Below are 24,506 nucleotides of genomic sequence, written 5' to 3'. Positions count from 1 at the left end.
AACCCTGAAACAGAGTTGCCATCACTTTGCCCCGACTTAATCCCAACCCCTTGAATATCAACATCTAATAAAAAGCGGCACGCCTTCTGCTCTTTCCCTGACAACGCTGTTTAGGGTCAGCGTTAAGAATAAGGACTGCCGCCGTGAACACACTCACACACACCTCGTCGATAAACGTACTGCTGATCGGTTGCGTGCTCAGTGCAGGTGTCAGCCTGACGAGCCAGGCGGGTGACGGTGTGATCGTGACCGGGCGTACGGTGCAGGGCCACATGTACGGGCGCACCTCCCTGCCCGACCCCTACCCCAATACCGCCAACGCCAACCCCAGCAAAGAGATCAACAGCGCCCTGACCGGCGAACTCAGTGACAGGGACATCGGCGGCATCAGCAGTGGTTCCAGCCTCGCCCGCTCCCTTCAGCCCAATGGCAGCTTGTCGGGCCTGGGCGCCACCCAAAACAGCATGTCGACACTTGGCGCTGGCGCAGCGGCCGGCCACGGTGCGGGCAGCGGCGGCGGCATGGGCGGGCAGATCAGCGACTCGGTCCAGCGTGGCATGGCGCCGCTCAACAACCTCGGCAGCATGATGGGGGGCAAGTGATGAAGCGCGCCCTGTTGATATTCGCCCTGCTGGGCAGCGCCTCGGCAATGGCCGACAACAGCGCGGTGATCAACCACAGCGGCCAGCAGTACGACGGTGTGCTGTCGATCAACCAGGCCGCCGGCACGGGGCAGCAAATGTCCAACAGCCGCGCCATCGCGCTCGGTGGCCAGGCCACCAACCTCGACATCCAGCGCGTCGACGGCAAGGTCGACCCGTCCCTGAACGCCAAGGCCGCGATCCAGGGCAACTCATTCAGCAGTGGCAACGGTGTGCTGGGCATCAACCAGTCTGCCGGGGCCAATAACCAATCCATCAACGCTGTGCGGATCAGCCTCAACTCTGGCCCGCAGAGCATCGATGACAGCGTCCTGTTGCAACAGAACACGACGACGCTGGCAACCGACTCAGGGCTCACCCCCACCACTGGCAGCCGCCAGGTCGTGACCAGCGACCAGGCCTTCACCGGCAGCCGAGGAGTGACACAGGTGAACCAGAGTGCCGGGGTGGGGAACCGAGTGGCTAACACCCTGGGCATCACTATCAAGTAATCGCTTGGTAGACGTTCGTTAGACCGTACCAACACTTAACCAACTAATTAGAAGCAAGGAGAAACACCATGAAACCTCAAATGGCTCTGAAACCAATGGTTTTCGCTCTCGCCGCACTCATGGCTGCTGCTGCTCAAGCGGGTGGCTGGCATCCAACCCCACAACCCACCGGTACCGTGGCCGCTGTCGTCACCGATGTGCAAAAAAGCGAACACAACAAATTCGACGACACCAACACCGAGAACAACGCATCAGCCGACAACTCGGTAAATAGCAACAGCGGTAATGTCGGGGTCAACGCACAATCAGGTTCCGGCAACCAGGCTGACAACGCCGGCGCCATTTCCAGTGCCAAAGGCGACTTCGCCACCGTGTTTGCCGTGATTGATGTCGACCAAGGCAGCTCGCATAACAACTTCGTCAACAAAGGCACGCAAAACAACGCCTCCCTGGACGGCTCCATCACCGGCAACTCCGGCAACGTGGGTTACAACGGCCAGGCCGGCCAGGGCAACCAGGGTAAAAACAACCTGGCCATCACCACCGCTGACGGCAAGAACATCGCAGCGGCCTCCAACACCGAGCAGAACTCGCTCAACAACAGCTACCTGAACACGGCCGCCAGCAGCCATGGTTATGGCAAGCCTCAGTACGTGTCCAACAACGCAAGCCTCGACAACTCGGTTAACCGCAACTCCGGCAACGTAGGTGTCAACCTGCAATCCGGTGCGGGCAACCAAGGCAGCAACAGCCTGTCGATCGGCCAAGGTTGCAGCGTCTGCGCCAGCGGCGTGCGCTTCTGATCCAACGGGGCCTTGGCGACAAGGCCCTTTTTATTCCAGTGTCCAACAGGTCATTCGATCATGCGTATCGCGACCCTCACCCTCCTGATGTTACTCACCGGCACGACCTGGGCAGGCACCATGGCGATTTCCGCCATGCCCGGCGGTGCGGTGATTTTCAAGAAGGTGGAGAGCATTCGCGAGCGCCGGTTCGCCAACCTGGTGGAACAGAAAACCGATTTCAGCTGCGGTGCCGCGGCACTTGCCACCATCCTGCGCCAGGCCTATTGGCTGGACGTCGACGAAGCACACATCATCAAAGGCATGCTGGTCACTGCCGACCAGGACCTGGTACGAACCCAGGGCTTTTCCATGCTGGATATGAAGCGCTACCTCGAAAGCATCGGCATGCGTGCCCGGGGCTACAAGATCGCGCCCGAGACCCTGTTGACCGTGAAAATCCCCGTGGTGGTGCTGCTGGAAATCCGCGGCTACAAGCACTTCGTGGTGTTGCAACGGGCCGACAAGGACTGGGTGTACATCGGTGACCCCGTATTGGGCCACAAGCGCTATTCCCATGACGATTTCGTCAAAGGCTGGAATGGCATTGTCTTCGCCGTACTGGGCGAGGGTTACGACAAGGCCAACGTCTTGCTCGACCCGCCCCTGCCGCTGACCGCCAAGAGCCAGATGAATGAGTTCCGGCCTGTGGGCGATGCCGAGCTGATGGATTTCGGTTTTATCCAGAGCGACTTCTTCTAGAAGCGCAATAAGGGGCAGGACGCCCCAGGAGCAGCAGATGAACACTTCCCGTTGGCTGACGGTCTTGTGTCTGGCCGCCTCAATGCCTGCTTATGCGTCCTCGGGGTTCAAGCCCATCGAACTCAAGGACGCCGAAATGGCCGAGCTGCGTGGCCGTTACGTGATGCCGGGGCGCATCATCAGCTTTGGCATTGTCATGAGCAGCACCTGGACCAATGCCGTCGGTGACAACATCACCGGCACGGCCAACATGCACATCGACAAGACCACCATTACCCCACAGTTCTACGTGCAAACCACCGGCTCGACCGGTACCGGCACGCGCCCCAACACGGGCACCGGAAATGTGGTCGGTGGTGCCGGCCTCGGCAGCGGCCAGGGCGTGACCCAAAGTGTACGCGCCGCCGGCGATGGCAACGCCGCCTACAACAATGTGGGCATCAACGTCGAAAATGGGGTTACCCCCGCCAATAACCTGCAGTCCGGCCAGGTGCTGGTGGCGGGCGGCACAGTGACCGGGGACAGCGCCGCGGGCCGTGTCAGCGTATCGGCCAACAGTGGCGGCGTGCAGATGGCCATCCAGGCCAATCACAACCAGGGCAACAGCCTGCAACAGATCGGCGCGGGGAATGTGCTGCAGGGCACGGTATTGACCGGCGATAGCAACCTTGTCAGAAACATCACCCAGATCAATGTCGTGATGAACAATAACGGGCTGAATAACGCCGCGTTGAACTGCAATCTGGATCAACTCAAAGGCCTACGCACGCTCGGTTATTGAACTACGCTGACCCTCGACACTTACGCATTAGAAAAGGACGGCTTATTTCATGCATCGATCGTTATCGCTACGTGCGGTGGTTTGTTTGAGTACGCTCTTGCCCGCATCCGTGCTGTATGCCGCGCCAGACGCTGACATCGAAACCCTGAAGAAGGAACTCCTGGAACTCAAGCAACGCTACGACGTGCAGCAAAAAGCCTTGGCTGTGCTGGAACAACGTGTGCGTCAGGTCGAGGACCAACCGGCAACGCCCGCCCCCAGGCGCCTGGCCAAATCACCGGCTGACTTCAAGAACGGCGCTAACACTGTCGCGGCTAGCGGTACGGGCGCAGCCGCGGCATCCGGTGGCGCTGGCGGGGGTGGCAGCTCCTACGGCCAGTCCCTCAAGGACGACTCGGCCCCTGCGCAAAGTGTGAGCAACCTGTACAACGAAGCCAGCGGATTTTTCGGCAATGGCAAGTTCAGCGTGGAAACCGGCATCACCTATGCCCGTTATGACGCGCGCCAGTTGACGCTCAATGGTTTCCTGGCGCTGGACTCGATTTTCCTCGGCAACATCAACCTGGACCGGATCAAATCCGACAGCTGGACCCTGGACCTTACCGGGCGCTACAACGTCGACAACCGCTGGCAGTTCGACCTGAACGTGCCGGTGGTGTACCGCGAGTCCACCTACCAGTCGGGCGGCGCCGGCAACGACGCCACCGCCACCTCCGAAGGTTCCGTGACTCGTGACCCGACCATCGGCGATGTCAACTTTGGCGTGGCGTACAAGTTCCTCGACGAAACCTCGACCTTGCCGGACGCGGTGGTATCCGTGCGCGTCAAGGCACCGACGGGCAAGGAGCCTTTTGGCATCAAACTGGTCCAGCAACCGAACAACGACAACCTCTACGTGCCCGAAAGCCTGCCCACGGGCAACGGGGTCTGGTCGGTCACACCGGGCATTTCCCTGGTCAAGACCTTCGACCCGGCCGTGCTGTTCGGTTCGTTGTCGTACACCCACAACTTTGAAGACTCGTTCGATGACATCAGCAGTCAAGTCAATCAGAAGGTGGGAGGCAAGGTGCGCCTGGGCGACAGCTTCCAATTCGGGGTCGGCGTCGCCTTTGCCCTGAACGAGAAGATGAGCATGTCGTTCTCGGTTTCCGACCTGGTGCAGCGCAAGAGCAAGCTCAAGCCGGATGGCGGCGACTGGCAATCAGTGGTGTCCAGCGATGCCAACGCGGGCTACTTCAACGTGGGTATGACGATTGCCGCCTCGGATAACCTGACCATCGTGCCGAACCTGGCGATTGGCATGACCGATGATGCACCGGACTTTACGTTCAGCCTGAAATTCCCGTATTACTTCTAGCAATAAGAGGGACGCGGGGCGTCCGGTGATGCATTCCCACGCGGAGCGTGGGAACGATCATTGCCCGAAGGCGGTGTGTCAGTTGCTGTGTCTGTGAATGCACTACCGCTTTCGCAGGCAAGCCAGCTCCCACATTGGCCCTGTATTGCCCACAGAATCAGCGCCTGGCACAGATCCCCTGTGGGAGCGGACTTGCCCGCGAAGGCGGAGTGTCAGTCACTGAATCTCTAGCTGAACCACCGCCTTCGCAGGCAAGCCAGTTCCCACATTGGGTTTACCCGCCCTAGCGGATCTGGTGTTTGTGCAGCAACCGGTAGAACGTCGGCCGGGAAATCCCCAGCACGCGCGCCGCAACACTGAGGTTGTCGCTGTGCCGGTTGAGCACATCGCACAGCGCCTGACGTTCGGCACGGTACTTGTAGTCTTCCAATGTCGCCATCGGCGCCGAAATGACTTGCTGGCCTTGCAGCCCCAGGTCAACCGCTTCGATCTGCCGCCCTTCGGCCAGCACCAGGCCGCGCCGCACGCGGTTGGCCAGTTCACGCACATTGCCCGGCCACGGGTGTTGCCCCATCGCCACCAAAGCCTCTTCGCTGAAACTGCGCGGGCGCCGTCCGGTTTCCTGGCTGTAGAAACGTGAAAAGTGGTTGGCCAGCATCGCCACGTCGCCATGGCGTTCGCGCAACGGCGCGGTGACCACTTGCAGCACATTCAGGCGGTAATACAGGTCTTCGCGAAAAGCGCCCTTCTCCACCGCGGCCTCGAGGTTGACGTGGGTGGCAGCCAACACGCGTACATCCACCGGGATCGGCTGGCTGCCGCCAACGCGTTCGATGTGTTTTTCCTGAAGAAAGCGCAACAAGTTGGCTTGCAGCTCCATCGGCAGATCGCCAATTTCATCGAGGAACAGGGTGCCGCCATTGGCCGCTTCAATACGTCCGATCTTGCGCTGGTGGGCGCCGGTGAACGCGCCTTTTTCGTGGCCGAACAGCTCGGACTGGATCAGGTGTTCAGGAATGGCGCCGCAATTGATCGCGACGAACGGCTTTGCGTGCCGCTGGGATTGGCGGTGCAAAGTCTTGGCCACTAACTCTTTGCCCGTACCGCTGTCACCGCGGATCAACACCGGGGACTCAGTAGGCGCCAACTTGGACAACAACTTGCGCAACTCTCGGATGGGACGGCTTTCGCCCAGCAATTCATGGGGCTCATCCACCGGGGCGTAGCCCTTGCCACGCAGGCGCGCCATGCCGAACGCACGGCCCAGGGTCACCTGCACCCGGGATACATCGAAGGGCAAGGTGTGAAAGTCGAAAAACCATTCGCAGACAAAATCGCCGACGTTCTGCAAACGCAGTACATCCTGGCTGAGCACGGCGATCCACTCGGTGCCGCTGCGACCAATCAACTCCTTGACTGCTTCAGGGCGTTCCAGGTGATCGCGTTGCAAACGCAGCAGGCCCACATCGCAGGAGCGCTCACCTACCGCCTCCAAGGCACAGCTGTCCACTTCCCAGCCGGCGGTGCGTAAGCCGGGTAATAACCCGTGGCAATCGTCACAGGGGTCGACCACCAGTAAGCGGCGTTGGGCGGGTGTCGCAACCATGACTGCTCCTTGGCGCCAATATTGTTAAAGTTATTTAGAAACAACAGTTTGTGTCGACTGCTGGTAACCCTAGCAAGATCTTGACGCTTACCTTGTACCCTTTCGCTATAAGCGTGGGCAAAAAGCCATGCCTGTTTCGTAGCGCGCCAGAAGTTGCTCGCCAGTCAAAGGTTTATTGCGCTTTCAAAACAGCCGCTTACATGACGTCAATCAGGGAACGTTAAAATTTCTTGCCCTAGCATGTGACCCGCACCCCACCATCGTGCATCAGTACAAGTAACCCACCGCACGGTCCGCCCAACCGCCGGTACTCACTTGAATGGGCATACAGAGAGAAGACCCAAATGAACGCTCCGCTGCGCATCAACGAAGCTCTTTTGATTGCAGACCGTGCCTTCCAGCCTTTTCAATGCGTGGCCTGGCACGATGGCGTTGGCGCCCTCAGCCTGAGCGTCATCGACCGCACCAACACCCGCATCGGCAGCAAACAGTTGCCGTCGACTGCCTATACCGACCCGGCCCAACTTGAAAACCTGTTGTTACAGGCCCGCGCCGAGCTCGATAAAGATGGCCACCAGTTGCAACACTGGGCGATGCCAAAGTAATGCAATGCAGCAACTTCCAGCCCAAGTAAAACTTGAGCTGGAAGTTGTACAGTCATACTTGCACGCTTAACGTGCGGCGAGAATAAAGCGCTCGAACGCCTCGGCAGCGCCGTCTTCGACATTGCTGCCGGTGACCACATTGGCCTGGCGCTTGACGGTTTCTTCGGCCTGGCCCATGGCGATCGACAACCCCGCCACATGAAACATCGCCGGGTCATTGCCACCGTCTCCAATCGCAGCCGTTTGTGCAAGCGGTACGCCCAGGTGTTCAGCCAGGGTTTTCAAGGCTTCGCCTTTGTTGGCCAGCATCGCGGTCACGTCCAGATACACCGGCTGCGAACGCGACACCTGGGCCAACCCCTGCACTTTCGGCTGCAATTGCGCTTCCAGCTCCACCAATAACTGGGTGTTGTTGCTGGCGGCGACGATCTTGTCGACCCTGTCCAGGTAAGGCTCGAAACTCTCCACCACTACCGGCCCATAGCCCAAGCCATCGGCTTCGCGCTGCACCATGGGCCCGGGCGGATCACGGCGCAGCCAGTCGCCATCGGCAAACACCCAGACTTCCACGTCCGGCTCGGCGGAAAACAGCGCCAGGGTGATGAGTGCAGCTTCCGCCGGCAGATGATGAGCAACCAGGATGCTGCCATCCGGGTTGACCAACGTACCGCCATTAAAGCCAGCCACCGGCACATCGATGCCAAAGGTCTCGATCAAATGCCGCATGGCCTTGGGCGGACGCCCGCTGGCCAGGCTGAAAATCACTCCAGCCTCACGCATAGCGCGAATGGCATCGGCGGTGCGTTGGCTGAGGCTGTGGTCGGGATGCAATAGCGTCCCGTCCACATCACTGAGGACAAACCGGATGGGATGAATCGTCACGTCACTCATCCGAGGCTATGCCAGGCGCGGCCATCGCGGGCCAGCAAGGCATCGGCCGCCGCTGGGCCATCTTCACCGGCCTTGTAGGCCTGGATACCATCATCTTCCTTCCACGCATCCAGGAACGGCTGAACCGCACGCCAACCGTTCTCGATGTTGTCGGCGCGCTGGAACAGGGTCTGATCGCCGGTCATGCAGTCGTAGATCAGGGTTTCGTAACCCGTCGACGGCTGCATCTCGAAGAAGTCCTTGTAGTCAAAGCCCAATTCGATATTGGCCATCTCCAGGGTCGGCCCAGGCTGCTTGGCCAACAGGTCGAACCACATGCCTTCGTTAGGCTGGATCTGGATTTTCAGGTAAGTGGGCTTGAGTTCATCGACTTCGGTATCGCGAAATTGTGCATAAGGCGCCTGCTTGAAGCAGATCACGATCTCGGTGTCGCGGATGCTCATGCGCTTGCCGGTACGCAAGTAAAACGGCACACCGACCCAACGCCAGTTATCAATCATCACTTTTAGCGCGACGAACGTCTCGGTGCTGCTGTCCGGCGCGACGTTGGCTTCTTCGCGATAGCCGGGCAATGGCTTGCCAGCGATTTCGCCAGCGGTGTATTGGCCGCGCACCGAGTTGGCCCGCGCATCCTCCAGCGACCAGGGGCGGATCGCACCAACCACTTTGGCCTTCTCACCCCTCACCGCGTCGGCACCAAAGGCTGCCGGCGGCTCCATGGCGACCATTGCCAGCAGCTGGAACAGATGGTTGGGCACCATGTCGCGCAAGGTGCCGGTTTTTTCGAAAAAATTACCCCGGGTTTCAACGCCGACGGTTTCAGCGGCAGTAATTTGCACGTGATCGATGTAGTGGTTGTTCCAGAACGCTTCGAACAGCACGTTGGAGAAACGGCTGACCAGGATGTTCTGCACCGTCTCCTTGCCCAGGTAATGGTCAATGCGGTAGATCTGCTTCTCGCTCATCACCTTGAGCAGGCAGGCGTTGAGCGCCTCGGCGGTGGCCAGGTCGGAGCCGAACGGCTTCTCGATAACCACGCGCCGAAAGCCCTCGTCCGTTTCATTCAACAAACCGGCACTGCCCAGGCGCTGCACCACTTCACTGAAGAAGCGCGGTGCAGTGGCGAGATAGAACACCGCATTGCCGGTGCCGCTGTCAGCGATCTTGCTGGCGATATCGGCATAGGTGCTGTCGTCGAGGAAATCGCCCTCGACGTAGCTGATGCCCTTGGCCAGTTGCGCCCACAACGCGGGGTCGAGGGCGTTCTCGGCATTGCCCCTGACTTTGCTGGAGGCTTCGGTACGAATGAAGTCCTCGAGTTTCTTGGCAAAGTCCGCATCGCTGATGGCGTTGTGATCAACGCCGACGATACGCAGGCCATCACCGAGCAACCCGTCACGGCTGAGGTTGTACAGCGCCGGCATGAGCAAGCGCTTGACCAGGTCGCCATGGGCGCCAAACAGAAACAATGTGGTGGGTGGAGCAGGTTCGGCCTTGGGTTTCTTGCCGTTGGCGGTCATTTTTTGGAAGTCTCCACATGGCCGCCAAAGCCGAAGCGCATGGCAGACAGCATTTTGTCACCGTAGGTGCTCTGCTGGCGGGAACGGAAACGCGCGAACAGCGAGGTCGACAACACCGGAACCGGTACGGCTTGCTCCATGGCTGCTTCGATGGTCCAACGGCCTTCACCGCTGTCGGCCACGGAGCCCGAGTAGCCGTCGAGCTTCGGGTCGGTGGCCAGGGCGTCGGCGGTCAGGTCCAACAGCCAGGACGACACCACGCTGCCACGACGCCAGACTTCGGCGATGTCGCCAACGTTGAGGTCAAAGCGCTGGTCTTCCGGCAGGTTTTCCGAGTTCTTGGTCTTGAGGATGTCAAAACCTTCGGCAAACGCCTGCATCATCCCGTACTCGATGCCGTTGTGGATCATCTTGACGAAGTGCCCGGAACCCGCTGGGCCGGCGTGAATGTAGCCCTGCTCGGCACGTGGGTCGGCAGAGGCCGAACGGTCCTTGGTGCGCGGAATGTTACCCAGGCCCGGCGCGAGGCTTTTGAAGATCGGGTCGAGGCGATTCACGGTCTCGGTGTCGCCACCGATCATCATGCAATAGCCACGTTCCAGGCCCCAGACGCCGCCCGAGGTGCCCACGTCCACATAGTGCAGGCCCTTTTCAGCCAGGGCCTTGCCGCGACGCACGTCGTCCTTGTAGTTGGTGTTGCCGCCGTCGATGATCACATCGCCGTCTTCCAGCAGTTCGCTCAGTGCGTTGATGGTGTCTTCGGTGGGCGCGCCCGCTGGCAACATGACCCAGACAGCACGGGGCTTTTGCAGGCCGGCCACCAGCGCTTTCAAGTCGGCGACGCCGGTGGCGCCCTCCTCGCTCAAGGCTTTGACGAAGGCTTCGTTACGGTCGTATACAACGGTGGTATGCCCATTGAGCATCAGGCGCCGCGCAATGTTACCGCCCATGCGGCCTAGTCCGATAATCCCCAGTTGCATGTGCTGATGCTCCTAACTTCTAAAAAATGTGTGACATAGTTTATAGCGCAATGAGGCTAATGAGGGTTAGTCCAGAGCGGATCCGTGTAGTTTCATGGCAAAAAAAGTTGCCATCGTTTCACCATCACCCCGGCAAAAGTCACACGACCACCAAAAATAAAAAAGTTCCCTTGCTGCGAAAAAGAATTCAAACTTGCTTCCGACTGTTGCCAGAAACCTGTTTTGGCACCGCGATCTACCGGCTATTTGCGAGGTAAGCAATGAGCACAGCACAGATGACCCGTCCGCCACAGACCCTCTACGTCACCCTCCGTCGCGATGAACTGCGCCAGTTGAAAGACGAGCGCGATCAGTTGCAACAGGAAGTCCTGCGCCTGCGCTCGCACCTTCAAGCCCAGCTCGATCAACCTTCAGATGCCAAGCCAGTCCTGTGCTGAAGTCTTGGCCGAACGCGTTGTAAGGCAATACCTACAGAAAACTCACAAAGTTTTCACATTCCCCTCTTGATACTCCCGTTCCGCGATGCCGCTCACTTCCTGGGCGGCCCGATGTTGCGCGCCTGCGCGCGACAATCTTTTTCTGATGGGGCGCTGGATGGCGATGTTCAAACGCAGCACGACGACTGCGAAAGGCTTTGATTGGGCCGGCCTTGGCTGGTTATTCCTGTTTTTCTGGTATTTCTCGGGTATTACCCAACTTCTTATCCAACTGACCGGTACCTCCGGCTTCAGTGGCTTCCGCCAGGCCTTCTTCATGAGTGCGCTGTGGCTGGCGCCGATGCTGCTGTTCCCGCGTCGTACGCGCCTGCTCGCCGCCTTGATCGGCGTGGTGCTGTGGGCTTGCTCCATGGCGAGCCTGGGTTATTTCTTCATTTACCAGCAGGAATTCTCCCAGAGCGTCATCTTCATCATGTTCGAGTCGAACATCTCTGAAGCCGGCGAATACGCCACCCAATACTTTGCCTGGTGGATCGTGCTGGCGTTCATTGCCCACACCGCCTTCGCCATCTTCCTGTGGACGCGCTTGCGCCCGGTGTATCTGCCTCGCGGCCAGTCCATCGTGGCAGCCATTGCCATCGTCCTGGCGGTGGTGGGCTACCCACTGGTCAAGCAGATCGCCACCAGCGAAACCATGGAATTGGCCATCGACCGTTTCGAAACCCGCATCGAGCCTGCCGTGCCTTGGCAGATGATCGTCGCCTATCGTCGCTACACCGAGCAGTTGGACAACATGCAAGGCATGCTCACCAGTGCAAGCAAGATCCCGCCCTTGAACAACCTCAAGGACAGCATGGCCGGCCAGCCGTCCACACTTGTCTTGGTCATCGGCGAGTCGACCAACCGCCAGCGCATGAGCCTCTACGGCTACCCGCGCAACACCACGCCGGAGCTGGACAAGCTGCGCGACCAACTGGCCGTGTTCGATAACGTCATCACCCCGCGCCCCTACACCATTGAAGCGCTGCAACAGGTGCTGACCTTCGCTGACGAAGAAAACCCGGACCTGTACCTCAAGACACCGTCGATTGTCAGCGTGATGAAACAGGCTGGCTACAAGACCTTCTGGATCACCAACCAGCAGACCATGACCAAACGCAACACCATGCTCACGACCTTTTCCGAACAGGCCGACGAGCAGGTGTACCTGAACAACAACCGCAACCAGAACGCCCGTCAGTACGACGGCGATGTACTGGCGCCGTTTTCCAAGGCCCTGGCCGATACCGCCGAACGCAAGTTCATCGTGGTGCACCTGCTGGGCACCCACATGAGCTACCAGTACCGCTACCCGCAGACCTTCGACAAGTTCACCGACCGCCAGGGCGTGCCGGCGGGTGTCAGCGATGCGCAGTTGCCGACCTACAACAGCTATGACAACGCGGTGCTGTACAACGACTTCGTAGTCTCCAGCCTGATCAAGGACTACGCCAAGACCGACCCCAACGGCTTTTTGCTGTACCTGTCGGATCACGGCGAAGACGTGTTCGACTCGGCCGGCCACGACACCTTGGGCCGTAACGAAGGCAAGCCGACCGCACCGATGTACACCATCCCGTTCATGGCCTACGCCTCGCCAAAATGGCGTGAAAGCCACGACTGGAGCTTCGCCGGCGACTTGCAACGGCCTTACAGCAGTTCGCAGTTGATCCACACCTGGGCCGACATGGCAGGCTTGAGTTTCGATGAGCTGGACCACAGCAAGAGCCTGGTAAGCGACAGCTTCAAGCCACGCCCCCTGTTGATCGGCAACCCTTACGAGACCAAGCAGAAGGCGCTGATCGACTTCAGCCTGATCAAGCCCAAGAAGGCCGACGGCGCCGAAGTGGTGGCTAAGTAAGCCAGGGCCTTGCAACAGAAAGATAACAATCATTCTCGTTTGAGCCTAAAGTTCCGCAGTTCCTTTCGTCTTTGAACCAAGCCCTCCCCGCCTGGGGAGGTATCAAAGACGACAAGGAGTCTGCAGCGATGTTTGCGCCCTTCACCCGTTCCATGACCTTCACCCTCGGCCTGTTCAGCCTGGCGCTGAGCCCGGATTCGCGGGCCGACACCGACCCCGATACAGCCCCCGCCAAAGCCCTGGAACTGGGCGCGACCACCATCAGCGCCGACGGCCTGGGCGCCACCACCGAGCACACCGGCGCCTACACTACTGGTTCGATGAGCACCGCCACGCGGCTGAACCTCTCCGTCAAGGAAACCCCGCAATCGATCTCGGTGATCACACGCCAGCAGATGGACGACTTCAATCTCAATACCCTGACGGATGTGTTGCGCCAGACCACGGGCGTCAACGTTCAGCATTACGACTCCGATCGTGTCTACTACTCCGCCCGAGGCTATGGCATCAGCAACTTCCAGGTTGACGGGATGCTCAACACTTTCGGCTACATGAAGACCGACGCCGACACCATCATCTACGACCGCATCGAAGTAGTGCGCGGCGCGACGGGCTTGACCACGGGCGCAGGCGACCCTTCGGCCACCGTCAACATGGTGCGCAAGCGCCCTACCGCCCAGTGGCAGGCCAAGACCGGCATCAGTGGCGCCAGCCATGACAACTACTACAGCTACGTTGACGTGGGCGGCCCGCTGGCGTTCGACGGCAAACTGCGCGGGCGTAGCGTGCTGGCTTACCGCGACAGCAAGTCTTTTCGTGACAACTATGGGCTGCAGCGGGCGGTGGGCTACGGCATTCTCGAGGCTGACCTTTCCGACGATACCGTGCTGGCCGCAGGCTTTGATTACCAGGACAAACAGGTGCAAGGCACGTCTTGGGGCACCGTGCCCTACTGGAACAGCCAGGGCGGCAAGGCCAGGCTACCCCGCTCCACCAACATGGCGGCGCACTGGAGTTCCTGGCCGCTGACCGACAAGACCACCTTCGCCACCCTCGACCATCGGCTCGGCGGCGACTGGCACCTGAAGGCCGCCTATACCCATCGCCAGAGCGACACCGATGGCAAGGTGTATTACGGCGGCGCCGGTTTCCCCAACCCCGACCGCAGCGGCATGACGGCTTGGGCCAGCCATATGCGCGGCACTTCGCGCATGGAGGCCATCGACCTCAACCTGGCCGGCAGCTACACGCTGCTGGGCCGCGAACACGCGCTGATGATGGGCTATGGCGAAGCCGCACAATGGGATGTCTCGCCCTTCATGCGCAGCGACCTGCCAGCCAGCTACTACCCCATTCAGGACTGGAAGCACATGGGCGGCATCGGCAAGTTCACCGACCAGGTGACCGACCTGAAGGGCGAGCACAGCAAGAAACAACAGAAAGCCGGTTACCTGGCCACAAGGCTCAGCCTCACAGACCGCTTGCACGCCGTACTGGGCAGCCGTTACGGCAGTTGGGAGCTGGAAAGCGCAGAGCCCAAATACGATGCCGACGACCAACTGACCGCTTCGGGCAAAACCAGCCAGACCCACAATGATATGTGGACGCCCTACGCCGGCCTGCTCTACGACATCACGCCGCAGTACACCGTCTACGCCAGCTATACCGACATCTTCAAACCCCAGGACTACCGTGATGCCAACAAGAAGTACCTGGAGCCCGTGGTCGGCAGTAACTACGAAGTGGGCCTCAAGGGCAGTGTGCTGAACGAGCGTTTGAACCTGGCCGCCGCGTACTTCTGGAGTACCCAGGACAACGTCGCCGAGCGGGATGACTCAGTCCCGCCCAACCCGGTCACGGGCGAGGAGTACTACAAATCCGGTGGCAAAGGTAACAAGGTCAACGGCTTCGAGCTGGAAGCCGCCGGTGAAATCACGCCGGACTGGAACCTGTCCGCCGGCTACACCTACACCCATTCGGTCAATGGCTCTGACAAACGCAACAACACCAGCCAACCCTTGAACCTGGTGAAGATCTCCAGCGCCTATCGCCTGCCGGGCGCCTGGCGCAAACTGACGGTGGGCGGCGCCGTGAACTGGCAGAGCGAAACCTACGACTTCAGCAACCGCCCGACCGGGCAGCGCAACAGCGAAGGCCGGCCAATAACCACCCGGGCGAAAATCACGCAACAGGGCTACACCGTGGTCAACCTGATGTCGCGCTACCAGTTCGACGAACAGGTTTCGGCGTCGGTCAACGTGAATAATCTCTTTGATAAGAAATATTACGAGCGCGTGGGTTTTTATAACGGGGTGTATTGGGGCGAGCCGCGTTCCGTCACGCTGGCGTTGGATTGGAAGTTATAGCCTCGCACGTTGAAGTTAACAAAACTGTTAACTTCAACGGCATCTCCCGTTAATTCCCACTTAATAAGATAACGCCATAGTCGCCCCATGATCTGATCACGAAGCGACCAGACACCTATCACTTTAATGGGGATACCACTATGAAACTCTCGACCTTGATGCTGGCCAGCCTGATGACCCTGACCTCTGCCGCTGCCTTTGCAGAGGGCGGCGCAGAGCGCTCCAAGGAGTTCTACAACAACTTCAGCTTCATTCAGGAAAAAACCCACGGCAAGGCTGAGCAACAAGTTGCCAGCGCCGATGGCAAGTCGGTCAAGGCCGACACGGTTGAACAGGCGCAACCGAACAGCTGAGTTAATGCTTACTTAATCCGTAGCACCCTGCGCCATTCTGCTCCGTTGGCAAAGGTTTATTGGGCGCCATTTAATGGCGCCTTTTTTTGCCGGTTATTTATTACAACGGTTTATTCCAGAACAACATCCGCCCATGGGCCGGATCAAACACTGAGTCGTCAAAACCAAACTTGCGGTACGCCGCCTGCGCCAGAGTATTGCCTTCCAGCACTTCGAGGGTAATCTTGCAGCAACCGCGCTGCCGGGCGATTTCCTCGACCTTTTGCAGCATCTTCTGACTCAACCCCAACCCCCGAAACTGCTCTTTCACCACCACATCATGGACATTGACCAAGGGCCGGCAGGCGAAGGTCGAAAAGCCCTCGAAACAATTGACCAATCCCGCTGGCTCCCCCCCGACGAACGCCAGCACACTGAACGCGTGTGGGCGCTTGGCCAGTTCGGCTGGCAACTGCTGCAAGAGATCGGCTGGCAGGCTGTGGCCGCCGCCCATCGGATCTTCAGCGTAATGGTTGAGCAACAGGCCAATGGCGTCGGCGTGCACGGCGTTGGTATAGCTGGCTTGCAGCACCAGGATGTCTGGGGTGTCCATTTCCTTCCTCGATAGCGACAACCAGGGAATCGTTTCCCTTTGAGAGCTGCGATTGTAAGCGTGGAGTCGGCAGTAGATGAAGGAGATAAGCGACAAATCGCTGACAGAAAATGCGAAGGTTGCGCGCATCAAAGCGTGCAAAGAGCTTTGGAGCGGCGATTTTTCCTAGGTGGCGAAGCGTTCCAGTTGCATCTCTTGCAGACGGCTCAGGGTGCGGCGGAAAGGAAACTCCAGGTAGCCTTCGGTGTACAGGCTGTGCAACGGCACCTCGGCGTCGATAAAGAGTGGCACTTTGCGGTCGTAGCATTCGTCCACTAACGCGATAAAACGCCGTACGCTGTCGTCATGCACCGACAACTGTGGCAACTCTCGATCCCCGGCTACTACGCGCTCGGCGCCGTCTTCGGTGCCACGGGCAATCCGGCCCGGGCGTTTCTGTGCACTGAGGTTGGGGACGTTTCCTAGCAGGATGGCGTGGAAGCGATCACATAACAGCATGAAATCCATCGCGGCCAGGGGCTGCTCACACAGGTCGGCATAGCGACACCAAAGCACGGTGTCACTGGCCTGCACCGTCATGATGGTGCGGTACCCTACGCTTACCACCCCGCTGGTCACGGTTTGGCCTTGGCTCAACTGTCGGAACACCGCCGCCAGTGCCTCGGGCTGATTCACCCAATAGCGCTGCATGCCCACGCCGGGATGCAAGCGATGATCCTCGCCACCGTCCACGGCCACCACCTGCATATGCTGCTTGAGCGCGTCGATACCCGGCAGGAAACGCTCACGGTTGAAGCCACCGGCATACAACTGGTCGGGCGGCTGGTTGGACGTGCACACCATCACCACACCCTCTTCGAACATCACTTGGAACAGGCGGCCGAGAATGATCGCGTCACCGATATCATTCACAAACAATTCATCGAAGCACAGCACGCGCACCGCCTGGCTCAGCTCCCTGGCCAACGCCTGCAAGGGGTCCTGGGTGCCCGTGAGCTGGAATAAGCGCTGGTGCACCCAGGTCATGAAGTGGTGAAAATGCTGGCGCCGCGCAGGCACGCGCAAGCTTTGGTAGAACTGGTCCATCAACCAGGTCTTGCCACGCCCCACCGGGCCCCACAGGTAAACGCCGGCAATCGACGAACGCCCTTGATGCAAGGCCTCGTGACAGGCTTGCAAGGCTTGTACCGCCCGGCGCTGGGCGTCGTCGGCGACGAAACCTGGCTGGGCGATGGCATGTTGGTAAGCGGCGAGAGGCGAGTCGAAAGTCATGCTTGCCAGTATGACGGACGCAGAGCTGTCCAGGCGCGAAATCTTGGCCTGTTTGCCTGAGGCGAGGATGAGTATTTGCACAACGCTATAGCGGTAGACGGTAACCACGATGCGAAGCGAGCCGCTCTTGATCTTGCTCTTGATCTGCTTTTGATCTTAAGCGCCCCGTTAAACCACGCTGGCCGGAATTCGACAGGGATTTGGGGGGTAAACCGGCAGGGATGCCGGTTTAGCCGCCCCGCGCCATGGATGGCGCGTGGCGGCGGCCCCCCAAATCACTGGCGGATTACGGGCACACCGAGCCTGGGCGAGGTGCCGAGTGGTGGGGCAAGAGCCCTTTTGGTTACTTTTGGCTGGGCCGGCATTCCGGGCTCTTTTCCAAAAGTGACCCGCTGTAAGAGCGGAACCCTAAGTGGCCGTTACCGCAGGAATGGATATGTACTCGGTCTGACACCTGTGTCGGCTGTCAGGCCGCTATCGCAGGCAAGCCAGCTCCCACATTTGGATCGTTGGGGTGTCGGGTAGATAGGCGTCGGCTGGCGGGCCGCCTTCGCAGTTCAAGCCAGCTCCCACAGGTCCACATTAGCGCAACACCGTAGCCCCCTTGCACGCCTGCCCCGCCCTCTCACAGATCTCCCACCCACCACCCAGCGCCTTATAGATCCCCACCACCGCCAAGCGCTGTTCCGTGCGCGCCGCCGTCAATGCCCGGCGGCTGGTGAAGTCCGCGCGCTCGGCCTCAAGCACATCCAGGTACACGCCCTCGCCTTGCGCAAACCGCTCGCGCGCAAAGCTGGCTGCCTCACGGTTGGCGGCCGCCTCCAACAGCCGCAAGCCCAGGGCGTTGCCGGCCGTACGGTTGGCCTGGAACGCATCATCGGTTTCCTGCAGGGCCCGCAACACGGTCTGGTCATAAGCGATCAATGCCGCCTGGGTGCGTGCCTCGCTGGCGGCAATCCGCGCTCGTACGCGCCCGGTGTCCAGCAGTGACCAGCGAATCACCGGCGCGATAAAGTTCGACTGCATGCCCGCATCGCCCAGGGCGCTGAGACTTCCGGCCAGCAAACCGATGGAACCCTGCACCTGGATATCCGGATACAAGCCAGCGGTTTCCACGCCAATCTGCGCGGTCGCAGCCGCCAGCGTGCGTTCGGCCGCGGCAATATCGGCACGGCGCGCCAGCAAGCCGGCCGGGTCTCCCACCTGCAACGTGCGCAGGTTCAAGGTTTCACGCCCAGGCCGGGCCAGCGGTGGCTTGAACCCCTGGGGCGCTTGCCCCAGCAGCACCGCCAGCGCGTTGGTTGACTTGGCGCGACGTCGCTCCAGGTCAGGCGCTACCGCCTCCACATTACGCAACAAGGCCTCGGCACGCAGCCGGTCGAATTCGGTGGCGGCGCCGACGCTGACCATCTGCCCCACCAGGCCCAGGCTGTCGCGCTGGCTCTGGCTGATATCCGCGACCACCGCCTGTTCGGCTTCGATCCCTTGTAACTCGAACCAGGTTGCCGCGACGGTCGCCGCGACGCTCGCTTGCACGCTGCGCAGCAACGCCTGACGCGACCCCGCCTGGGCCTGGGCCGCCTCCACCGAGCGACGCACGCGCCCAAACAAGTCGATTTCCCAGGCTGCATCCACCGCCGCACGGGTGGTTTCAATAGAGCGCTGCTCGCCGAAGGGAGTCTCGACCTCGCTGCGCTGGCGGTGCTCGTAGCCCAGGGCGGCGCCGCCGCTGGGCAGGAAGCCTTGGCGGCTTTCGCGCAACAGCGCCTTGGCTTCGTCCAGGCGTGCGGCGGCGATGCCGATGTCGTGGTTGGCCGCCAGTGCCTGTTGGATCAATTGGCTCAATGCCGGCTCGTCAAACACTTGCCACCACTGCACTTCGACCTCGCCCGGACCAAGCCCGGCGATGGGCGCGCCGAAGCTCGTCGCCCGCTGCGCAGCGGGCAGCACTGGCGCGGAATAATCCGGCCCCACCGAGCCACAACCGGCCAGCAGGGTCAACGACAACAGAAAAGCTGGATACGCCTGTTTCATGATGCGCTCTCCTTTAGCTGCACCGTCGGACTCGCCCCCTGACGCTGCACGCGCAGCGCCAGGCTGCGCATCACCACATAGAAAACGGGCGTCAGGAACAGACCGAACAGCGTCACGCCCAACATCCCGGCAAACACCGCAACCCCCATGGCATGGCGCATCTCGGCTCCGGCGCCACTGGCAAACACCAACGGGACTACGCCTGCGATAAACGCCAGGGACGTCATTAAAATAGGGCGCAGGCGCAATTGGCAGGCGTGGATCACCGCTTCCAATGGGCTGGCGCCTTCGGCTTCAAGGCTGCGGGCAAACTCGACGATCAGGATGGCGTTCTTCGCAGCCAGGCCCACCAGCACCACCAACCCGATCTGCACGAACACGTTGTTGTCGCCCTCCACCAGCCACACGCCGAGGATTGCGCTGAGCAGGCACATGGGCACGATCAGCAACACCGCCAACGGCAGCAGCCAACTGTTGTACTGCGCGGCAAGGATCAGATAAGCCAGCAGCACACACAGCGGGAAAATAAACAGGGCCGATGACCCGGCGAGCTTTTGCTGGTAGGTCAGGTCTGTCCATTCATAGGTCACGCCCTCGGGCAGTACCTCCTGGGCCAGGCGCTCCATGAGCGCAACCGCCTGCCCGGAGCTGACCCCAGGCATCGCACCGCCAGAGATATCCGCCGAGGGATAGCCGTTGTAGTGAATCACCCGGTCAGGCCCGGAGCTCGGCGTGACCGTGACAAACGCTGATAACGGCAGCATGTCCCCGGCGGCATTGCGCACCTGCAGGCGGCCAATGGCTTCGGCCTGCATGCGATGGTCCGCGTCGGCCTGGGCCGTGACTTTGTAGGTGCGGCCAAACCGGTTGAAGTCGTTGACGTACAGCGACCCCAGATAGACCTGCAGCGACTCGAACACATCCGCCAGGCGCACGCCCTGGCTCTTGACCTGGGTGCGGTCGATGTCGACATTCAGTTGCGGCGCATTGACGTCCAGGCTGGTCATCAGCCCGGCTACCTGGCCTGACTCAGTGGCTTTGGTCATCAGTACCTGGGTCTGCTGCACCAGCGCCTCCAGCCCGACGCCGCCACGGTCCTCGACCTGCAGCTTGAAGCCCCCGGTTACCCCGAGCCCCGGCACCGGTGGCGGCGGGAACACGCCGAGGAAGCCGTCGGGGATGCTCGCAAACTTGGCCTGCAGACGCCCGGCGATGGCGACCGCCGCCATATCCGGCGAGGTGCGCTCTTTGAACGGATCAAGCATGACGAACATCACCGCCGCATTCGGAACGTTGACGAAGCCGTTGACCGACAGTCCCGGGAACGCCACGACACTCTCGACCCCCGGCTCATCCAGGGCGATTTTCGACATTTGCCGCACCACCGCATCGGTACGCTCCAACGAGGCCGCGTTCGGCAGTTGGGCGATACCGACCAGGTAGTACTTGTCTTGCATCGGCACGAAGCCGGCCGGTACCGCGTTGAAGCCGAACCAGGTCAATGCGAGCAAGCCGCCGTAAGCCAACAGCGCCACGCCACGACGGCCGACGACCTTGCGCACAGTGTTGCCATAGGCTTGCGGCGCACGCTGGAACGGCCGGCCCAGTACCTCCAACAGCCGTGCGGCACGACCACGCAGGCTGCGCGGGTCATGCACCACAGCGGCATGCCGTGGCCGCAGCAACAGGCCGGCCAGCGCCGGGCTGAGGGTCAACGAGTTGACCGCCGAGAGGATGGTGGAAATCGCGATGGTCAGCGCAAACTGCCGATAGAACTCGCCTTGCAGGCCACTGAGAAACGCGGTGGGAATGAACACGGCCGCCAGCACCGAGGTGATCGCAATGATAGGGCCGGTGACCTCGCTCATCGCCCGTCGCGCAGCCTGCATCGGCTCCTCGCCGTTCTCGATATGCCGCTCGACGTTCTCCACCACCACGATTGCATCGTCGACCACGATGCCGATCGACAACACCAGGCCGAACAGCGACAACGTATTGAGGGAGAAGCCCATCAGGTGCATGACCGCAAAGGTGCCGATGATCGATACCGGCACGGCCATCAAGGGAATCAGCGACGCGCGCCAATTGCGCAGGAACACCACCACCACGATCACCACCAGCAGGATCGCTTCCATCAGCGTGATGGCCACCGACTCCAGTGAAGCGCGCACAAACACGGTGGGGTCATAGGCAATCCGCGACACCAACCCCTCGGGGAAGTTGGTTTGCAGACGCTGCATGGTATCGCGCACCGACTGCGCCACATCCAGCGCGTTCGCCCCCGGGCTCTGGATGATTTGCAAGGCCACCGCAGGTTCGCCGTCCAACAGGCTGCGCAGCGCGTAGGCATCGGCGCCCATCTCGATACGGGCCACATCACGCAGGCGCGTGACCTGGCCGTTATCGCCGGTGCGGATGATGATGTCGCCAAACTGCTCTTCATCCGTCAGGCGCCCGAGGGTATTGACCGTGACTTGGAAGGCCGCAGTGGAATCCGGTGCCTGGCCGACCGAGCCGGCCGCCACTTGCACGTTCTGCTCGCGCACGGCGGTGATGACATCGCCGGCGGTCAAGCCACGGGCGGCGATCAGGTCCGGGTCGAGCCACAGGCGCATGCTGTATTCACCCGCGCCCCACACCAGCACATCGTTGATCCCCGGCAGGCGCGACAACTCATCGCGCACCTGCAGGTAGGCATAGTTGGAGATGTAGAGCGGGTCATAACGTTGGTCGGGGGACAGCAGGTGGACCACCATGAGGATGTCCGGCGAGGTTTTCTGCGTGACCACGCCCAGGCGCTGCACCTCTTCGGGCAAGCGCGGCAAAGCCCGCGACACACGGTTCTGCACCTGGATCTGGGCCATGTCCGCATTGGTGCCCTGGGCGAACGTTGCGGTCAGGATCATGCGGCCATCGGTGGCCGACTGCGAGGTCATGTAAAGCATGCCCTCAACCCCGGTGATTACCTGTTCCAGCGGCGCCGCCACCGTCTCGGCAATCACCTGCGGGTTGGCCCCCGGATACGACGCCGTCACTTGCACCGTGGGCGGCGTGACGGCGGGATATTCGCTCAACGGTAGATGGAAGAAGGCCACGATGCCGCCGATCATCATCAACACCGACAGGACAATGGCGAAGATCGGTCGGTCAATGAAAAAGCGTGGGAAGCTCATTGCACGCCCCCCACCGCCAGCGGTGCTTCAAGCGGCTTGCCCTCGATGCTGGCAGCCAGTGGTGTTACCTGCATGCCGGGGCGCACCAGGCCTTTGACGACAATGCGCTCGCCCGGTTGCAGGCCCTGTTCGATGACCCGCAGGCCGTCGACCACCGGGCCCAGTTCCACCGGGCGGTACTCGGTCTTGTCGCCCTCACCGACAACCAGCACATAACGGCGGCCCTGGTCGGTGCCGATGGAATGGTCGGCAATCAACACCCGGGGTTGCGCCGAGCCGGTATCCAGCTTGACCTTGGCGAACAGCCCCGGCGTCAAGCGCCCATCCGGGTTCTCCACCACCGCACGCACGCGCACCGTGCCGGTCTTGCGGTCGGCCGAGTTGGCCAGGAAGTCCACGCGCCCTGCCCGTGCATAGGTGGTGTCATTGAGCATCGCCACCATGACCTTGGCAGCTTGCTCGCCCTTGGACCCTGCGTGCTGCCGCGTCGCCGCCAGCGAATGCAGGTAAGTGCGTTCGTCCACATCGAAATACACATGCAAGGGGTCGATGGAGACAATCGTGGTCAGGGGTGTTTCCCCACGGGTGACATAGTTGCCTTCCGTCACCAGGGCGCGGTCGATACGCCCGCTGATAGGTGCGGTGACGCGGGTGTAACTCAGGTCCAGTTGGGCTGTATCCAACGCAGCCCTGGCGGCCTCCACCTGCGCTCTGCCGGCGTTCAACGAAGCAACGGCGGTGTCGAGACGATCACGTGCCACCACCTTCTTGGCATATAACTGCTCGGCACGGCCATGCTCGGCCTGGGCCAGCAACGCATTGGCCTCGGCCTCGCGCAGACGTGCCTTGGCTGCGTTCACTGCCGCCTGGAACATACGCGGATCGATCACAAACAGTGGACTGCCCTTGGCCACGAACTGCCCTTCGGGCACGCTGACACTTTGCAGATAGCCACTGACTCGCGGTCGCAATTGAACCTGGTCGATGGCGGTCAACGAACCGGTGTACTCCACAAACGGCGTCACCGCACGCGCCACCACCTGGGCGACCGGCACGCCGGGTGCCTTGGCTGCTGCAGCTGGCGGCGCATTGTCCGAGCATCCGCCGAGCATCAATGCTACGGCCAACGCCCCGGTAATGAGGCTTACTGGTTTGGTGTACATCGTTCACCCTCCTTGGAATTTTCAAGACAAACCGACACGTGGGGTTTTTATCCGGCTTGCCATACTGGGAAGGTCAAGCGCTATAAAACCGGGGGGTGTGTTTTTGTCTGGGAAATACTTGGAGGTGAATCAAATGGCGGCCACAGGGGCTTGGTGGCGCTCGGGCTTACCTGTCGAGCGTGGTTGAAGGTGGGAGCTGGCTTGCCTGCGAAGGGATCAACCCGTTTTGGCTGGTAGACCGAGGTGTCTGCATCGCAGGCAAGCCAGCCCCCACATTTGGATTGCGCGGTGTCAGCCAGGTATCTGTGGGCTCAGGCTCAGCTCCACGCCACCACCAGCAAGCCGGCGCCCAACACCAGGCACAACGGCGAATAGAAATAGGTATCCAGGCGAGCAAACCTCGACCCGCCGACCTTCTTGAAAAACCCCACCAGCTCCGAATCCCCAATCGCTCGGGCAAACATCAGCACGGCAATCGCGCTGATACCCCACTGCAACGCCCCGTGGGACACCGGCGAGAAATACAGCCCGGCGCGCAGACACACGAGCAAGGCAATCGCCACCAGCCCCATCGCCACCAGAAAAGTACCCAGCGCCGACGGTTTGAACGCCGGTCGCGGCCCGCTGGCAAACTCTCCGGGCAGTTGCGGGATAGCGGCCAGGCTGCCGAGCTTGCCACCCGCAGCCCAATACAGATGCACCATGCTGATGAAGGTAAATACCCCGACGATCCATCGCGCAATCACAAAGCTCATGGTCGGCGCTCCACAAAAATGTGC

Annotated in this window: 21 protein-coding genes; 11 read left to right on the top strand and 10 right to left on the bottom strand. The window is 60.8% G+C overall.

The annotated features are described in order from the left end of the window. Positions 1-143 precede the first annotated feature (143 nt). From HU730_RS02900 to HU730_RS02875, 6 genes are all read left to right on the top strand, one after another. Positions 144-602 carry a hypothetical protein gene (locus HU730_RS02900; RefSeq protein ID WP_060764669.1) on the top strand — a complete coding sequence of 153 codons (459 nt, stop codon included), beginning with the start codon at positions 144-146 and terminating at the stop codon, positions 600-602. After that, on the top strand, positions 602-1,153 hold the full coding sequence (locus HU730_RS02895; RefSeq protein WP_186526825.1) for an adhesin: 552 nt from the start codon (positions 602-604) through the stop codon (positions 1,151-1,153). Before HU730_RS02900 ends, HU730_RS02895 begins: the two co-directional genes overlap by 1 nt. 68 nt (positions 1,154-1,221) lie before the next feature. Beyond that, positions 1,222-1,956 carry a hypothetical protein gene (locus HU730_RS02890; protein ID WP_003190893.1) on the top strand — a complete coding sequence of 245 codons (735 nt, stop codon included), beginning with the start codon at positions 1,222-1,224 and terminating at the stop codon, positions 1,954-1,956. A gap of 60 nt (positions 1,957-2,016) precedes the next feature. Further along, a complete protein-coding gene (locus tag HU730_RS02885; RefSeq protein WP_019817800.1) occupies positions 2,017-2,697 on the top strand; it encodes a C39 family peptidase in 681 nt (226 codons plus the stop codon). A gap of 37 nt (positions 2,698-2,734) precedes the next feature. Further along, entirely contained in the window at positions 2,735-3,478 is a 744-nt protein-coding gene (locus tag HU730_RS02880; RefSeq protein ID WP_060764666.1) for a hypothetical protein, read from the top strand. 49 nt (positions 3,479-3,527) lie between these two features. Next, positions 3,528-4,835 (top strand): hypothetical protein, encoded by a 1,308-nt coding sequence (locus tag HU730_RS02875; RefSeq protein ID WP_034127716.1) that lies wholly within the window; start codon positions 3,528-3,530, stop codon positions 4,833-4,835. A gap of 283 nt (positions 4,836-5,118) precedes the next feature. Here HU730_RS02875 and HU730_RS02870 read toward each other — a convergent pair whose 3' ends face one another. Next, on the bottom strand, positions 5,119-6,441 hold the full coding sequence (locus tag HU730_RS02870) for a sigma-54 dependent transcriptional regulator (protein WP_186526826.1): 1,323 nt from the start codon (positions 6,439-6,441) through the stop codon (positions 5,119-5,121). Positions 6,442-6,785: 344 nt separating this feature from the next. On the opposite strand from HU730_RS02870, the gene HU730_RS02865 reads away from it, so the two are divergent. Then, positions 6,786-7,046 carry a hypothetical protein gene (locus HU730_RS02865; RefSeq protein WP_034127718.1) on the top strand — a complete coding sequence of 87 codons (261 nt, stop codon included), beginning with the start codon at positions 6,786-6,788 and terminating at the stop codon, positions 7,044-7,046. 66 nt (positions 7,047-7,112) lie between these two features. On the opposite strand, the gene HU730_RS02860 is transcribed toward HU730_RS02865, so the two are convergent. The 3 genes from HU730_RS02860 to gnd are packed head-to-tail and all read right to left on the bottom strand — an operon-like array spanning position 7,113 to position 10,437. Beyond that, positions 7,113-7,937: a Cof-type HAD-IIB family hydrolase gene (locus HU730_RS02860; RefSeq protein WP_034127719.1), complete on the bottom strand. Its 825-nt coding sequence runs from the start codon at positions 7,935-7,937 to the stop codon at positions 7,113-7,115. Continuing rightward, complete coding sequence (zwf, locus tag HU730_RS02855) at positions 7,934-9,457, bottom strand: glucose-6-phosphate dehydrogenase (RefSeq protein ID WP_034127720.1); 1,524 nt, start codon at positions 9,455-9,457, stop codon at positions 7,934-7,936. Before zwf ends, HU730_RS02860 begins: the two co-directional genes overlap by 4 nt. Beyond that, positions 9,454-10,437 (bottom strand): phosphogluconate dehydrogenase (NAD(+)-dependent, decarboxylating), encoded by a 984-nt coding sequence (gene gnd, locus HU730_RS02850; protein WP_019817573.1) that lies wholly within the window; start codon positions 10,435-10,437, stop codon positions 9,454-9,456. Before gnd ends, zwf begins: the two co-directional genes overlap by 4 nt. A 260-nt stretch (positions 10,438-10,697) precedes the next feature. Here gnd and HU730_RS02845 point away from each other — a divergent pair, with 260 nt between their 5' ends. From HU730_RS02845 to HU730_RS02830, 4 genes are all read left to right on the top strand, one after another. After that, positions 10,698-10,874 carry a DUF6026 family protein gene (locus HU730_RS02845; protein ID WP_254914002.1) on the top strand — a complete coding sequence of 59 codons (177 nt, stop codon included), beginning with the start codon at positions 10,698-10,700 and terminating at the stop codon, positions 10,872-10,874. A gap of 157 nt (positions 10,875-11,031) precedes the next feature. After that, the gene (locus tag HU730_RS02840) at positions 11,032-12,774 is read left to right on the top strand and encodes a phosphoethanolamine transferase CptA (protein ID WP_032892095.1); all 1,743 of its coding nucleotides are present in this window, start codon (positions 11,032-11,034) and stop codon (positions 12,772-12,774) included. A gap of 128 nt (positions 12,775-12,902) precedes the next feature. After that, a complete protein-coding gene (locus tag HU730_RS02835; protein ID WP_186526828.1) occupies positions 12,903-15,140 on the top strand; it encodes a TonB-dependent siderophore receptor in 2,238 nt (745 codons plus the stop codon). 140 nt (positions 15,141-15,280) lie between these two features. Next, a complete protein-coding gene (locus HU730_RS02830) occupies positions 15,281-15,493 on the top strand; it encodes a hypothetical protein (protein ID WP_034127722.1) in 213 nt (70 codons plus the stop codon). Positions 15,494-15,593: 100 nt separating this feature from the next. Here the strand turns inward: HU730_RS02830 and HU730_RS02825 are convergent, their stop codons facing one another. From HU730_RS02825 to HU730_RS02800, 6 genes are all read right to left on the bottom strand, one after another. Beyond that, positions 15,594-16,085, bottom strand: a complete 492-nt coding sequence (locus HU730_RS02825; RefSeq protein ID WP_034127723.1) for a GNAT family N-acetyltransferase — start codon at positions 16,083-16,085, stop codon at positions 15,594-15,596. A 165-nt stretch (positions 16,086-16,250) separates the two neighbouring features. Further along, the gene (gene zapE, locus HU730_RS02820) at positions 16,251-17,357 is read right to left on the bottom strand and encodes a cell division protein ZapE (RefSeq protein ID WP_186526829.1); all 1,107 of its coding nucleotides are present in this window, start codon (positions 17,355-17,357) and stop codon (positions 16,251-16,253) included. Between the two features lie 582 nt (positions 17,358-17,939). After that, positions 17,940-19,391, bottom strand: coding sequence for an efflux transporter outer membrane subunit (locus HU730_RS02815; protein ID WP_032901662.1), 1,452 nt, complete (start codon positions 19,389-19,391; stop codon positions 17,940-17,942). Next, complete coding sequence (locus HU730_RS02810; RefSeq protein WP_034125681.1) at positions 19,388-22,564, bottom strand: efflux RND transporter permease subunit; 3,177 nt, start codon at positions 22,562-22,564, stop codon at positions 19,388-19,390. Before HU730_RS02810 ends, HU730_RS02815 begins: the two co-directional genes overlap by 4 nt. Next, positions 22,561-23,727 (bottom strand): efflux RND transporter periplasmic adaptor subunit, encoded by a 1,167-nt coding sequence (locus HU730_RS02805; RefSeq protein WP_096144306.1) that lies wholly within the window; start codon positions 23,725-23,727, stop codon positions 22,561-22,563. The genes HU730_RS02810 and HU730_RS02805 overlap by 4 nt, the downstream gene beginning before the upstream one ends. A 317-nt stretch (positions 23,728-24,044) precedes the next feature. Then, the gene (locus HU730_RS02800; protein WP_034125683.1) at positions 24,045-24,482 is read right to left on the bottom strand and encodes a DUF3995 domain-containing protein; all 438 of its coding nucleotides are present in this window, start codon (positions 24,480-24,482) and stop codon (positions 24,045-24,047) included. Between the last annotated feature and the right edge of the window lie 24 nt (positions 24,483-24,506).

This window comes from Pseudomonas sp. SWRI22 (assembly GCF_014268395.2).
GTDB classification, from domain to species: domain Bacteria; phylum Pseudomonadota; class Gammaproteobacteria; order Pseudomonadales; family Pseudomonadaceae; genus Aquipseudomonas; species Aquipseudomonas paracarnis.
The sequence above is the reverse complement of the archived record's forward strand: the minus strand, read 5'-3'. Positions and strand labels throughout refer to the sequence as shown.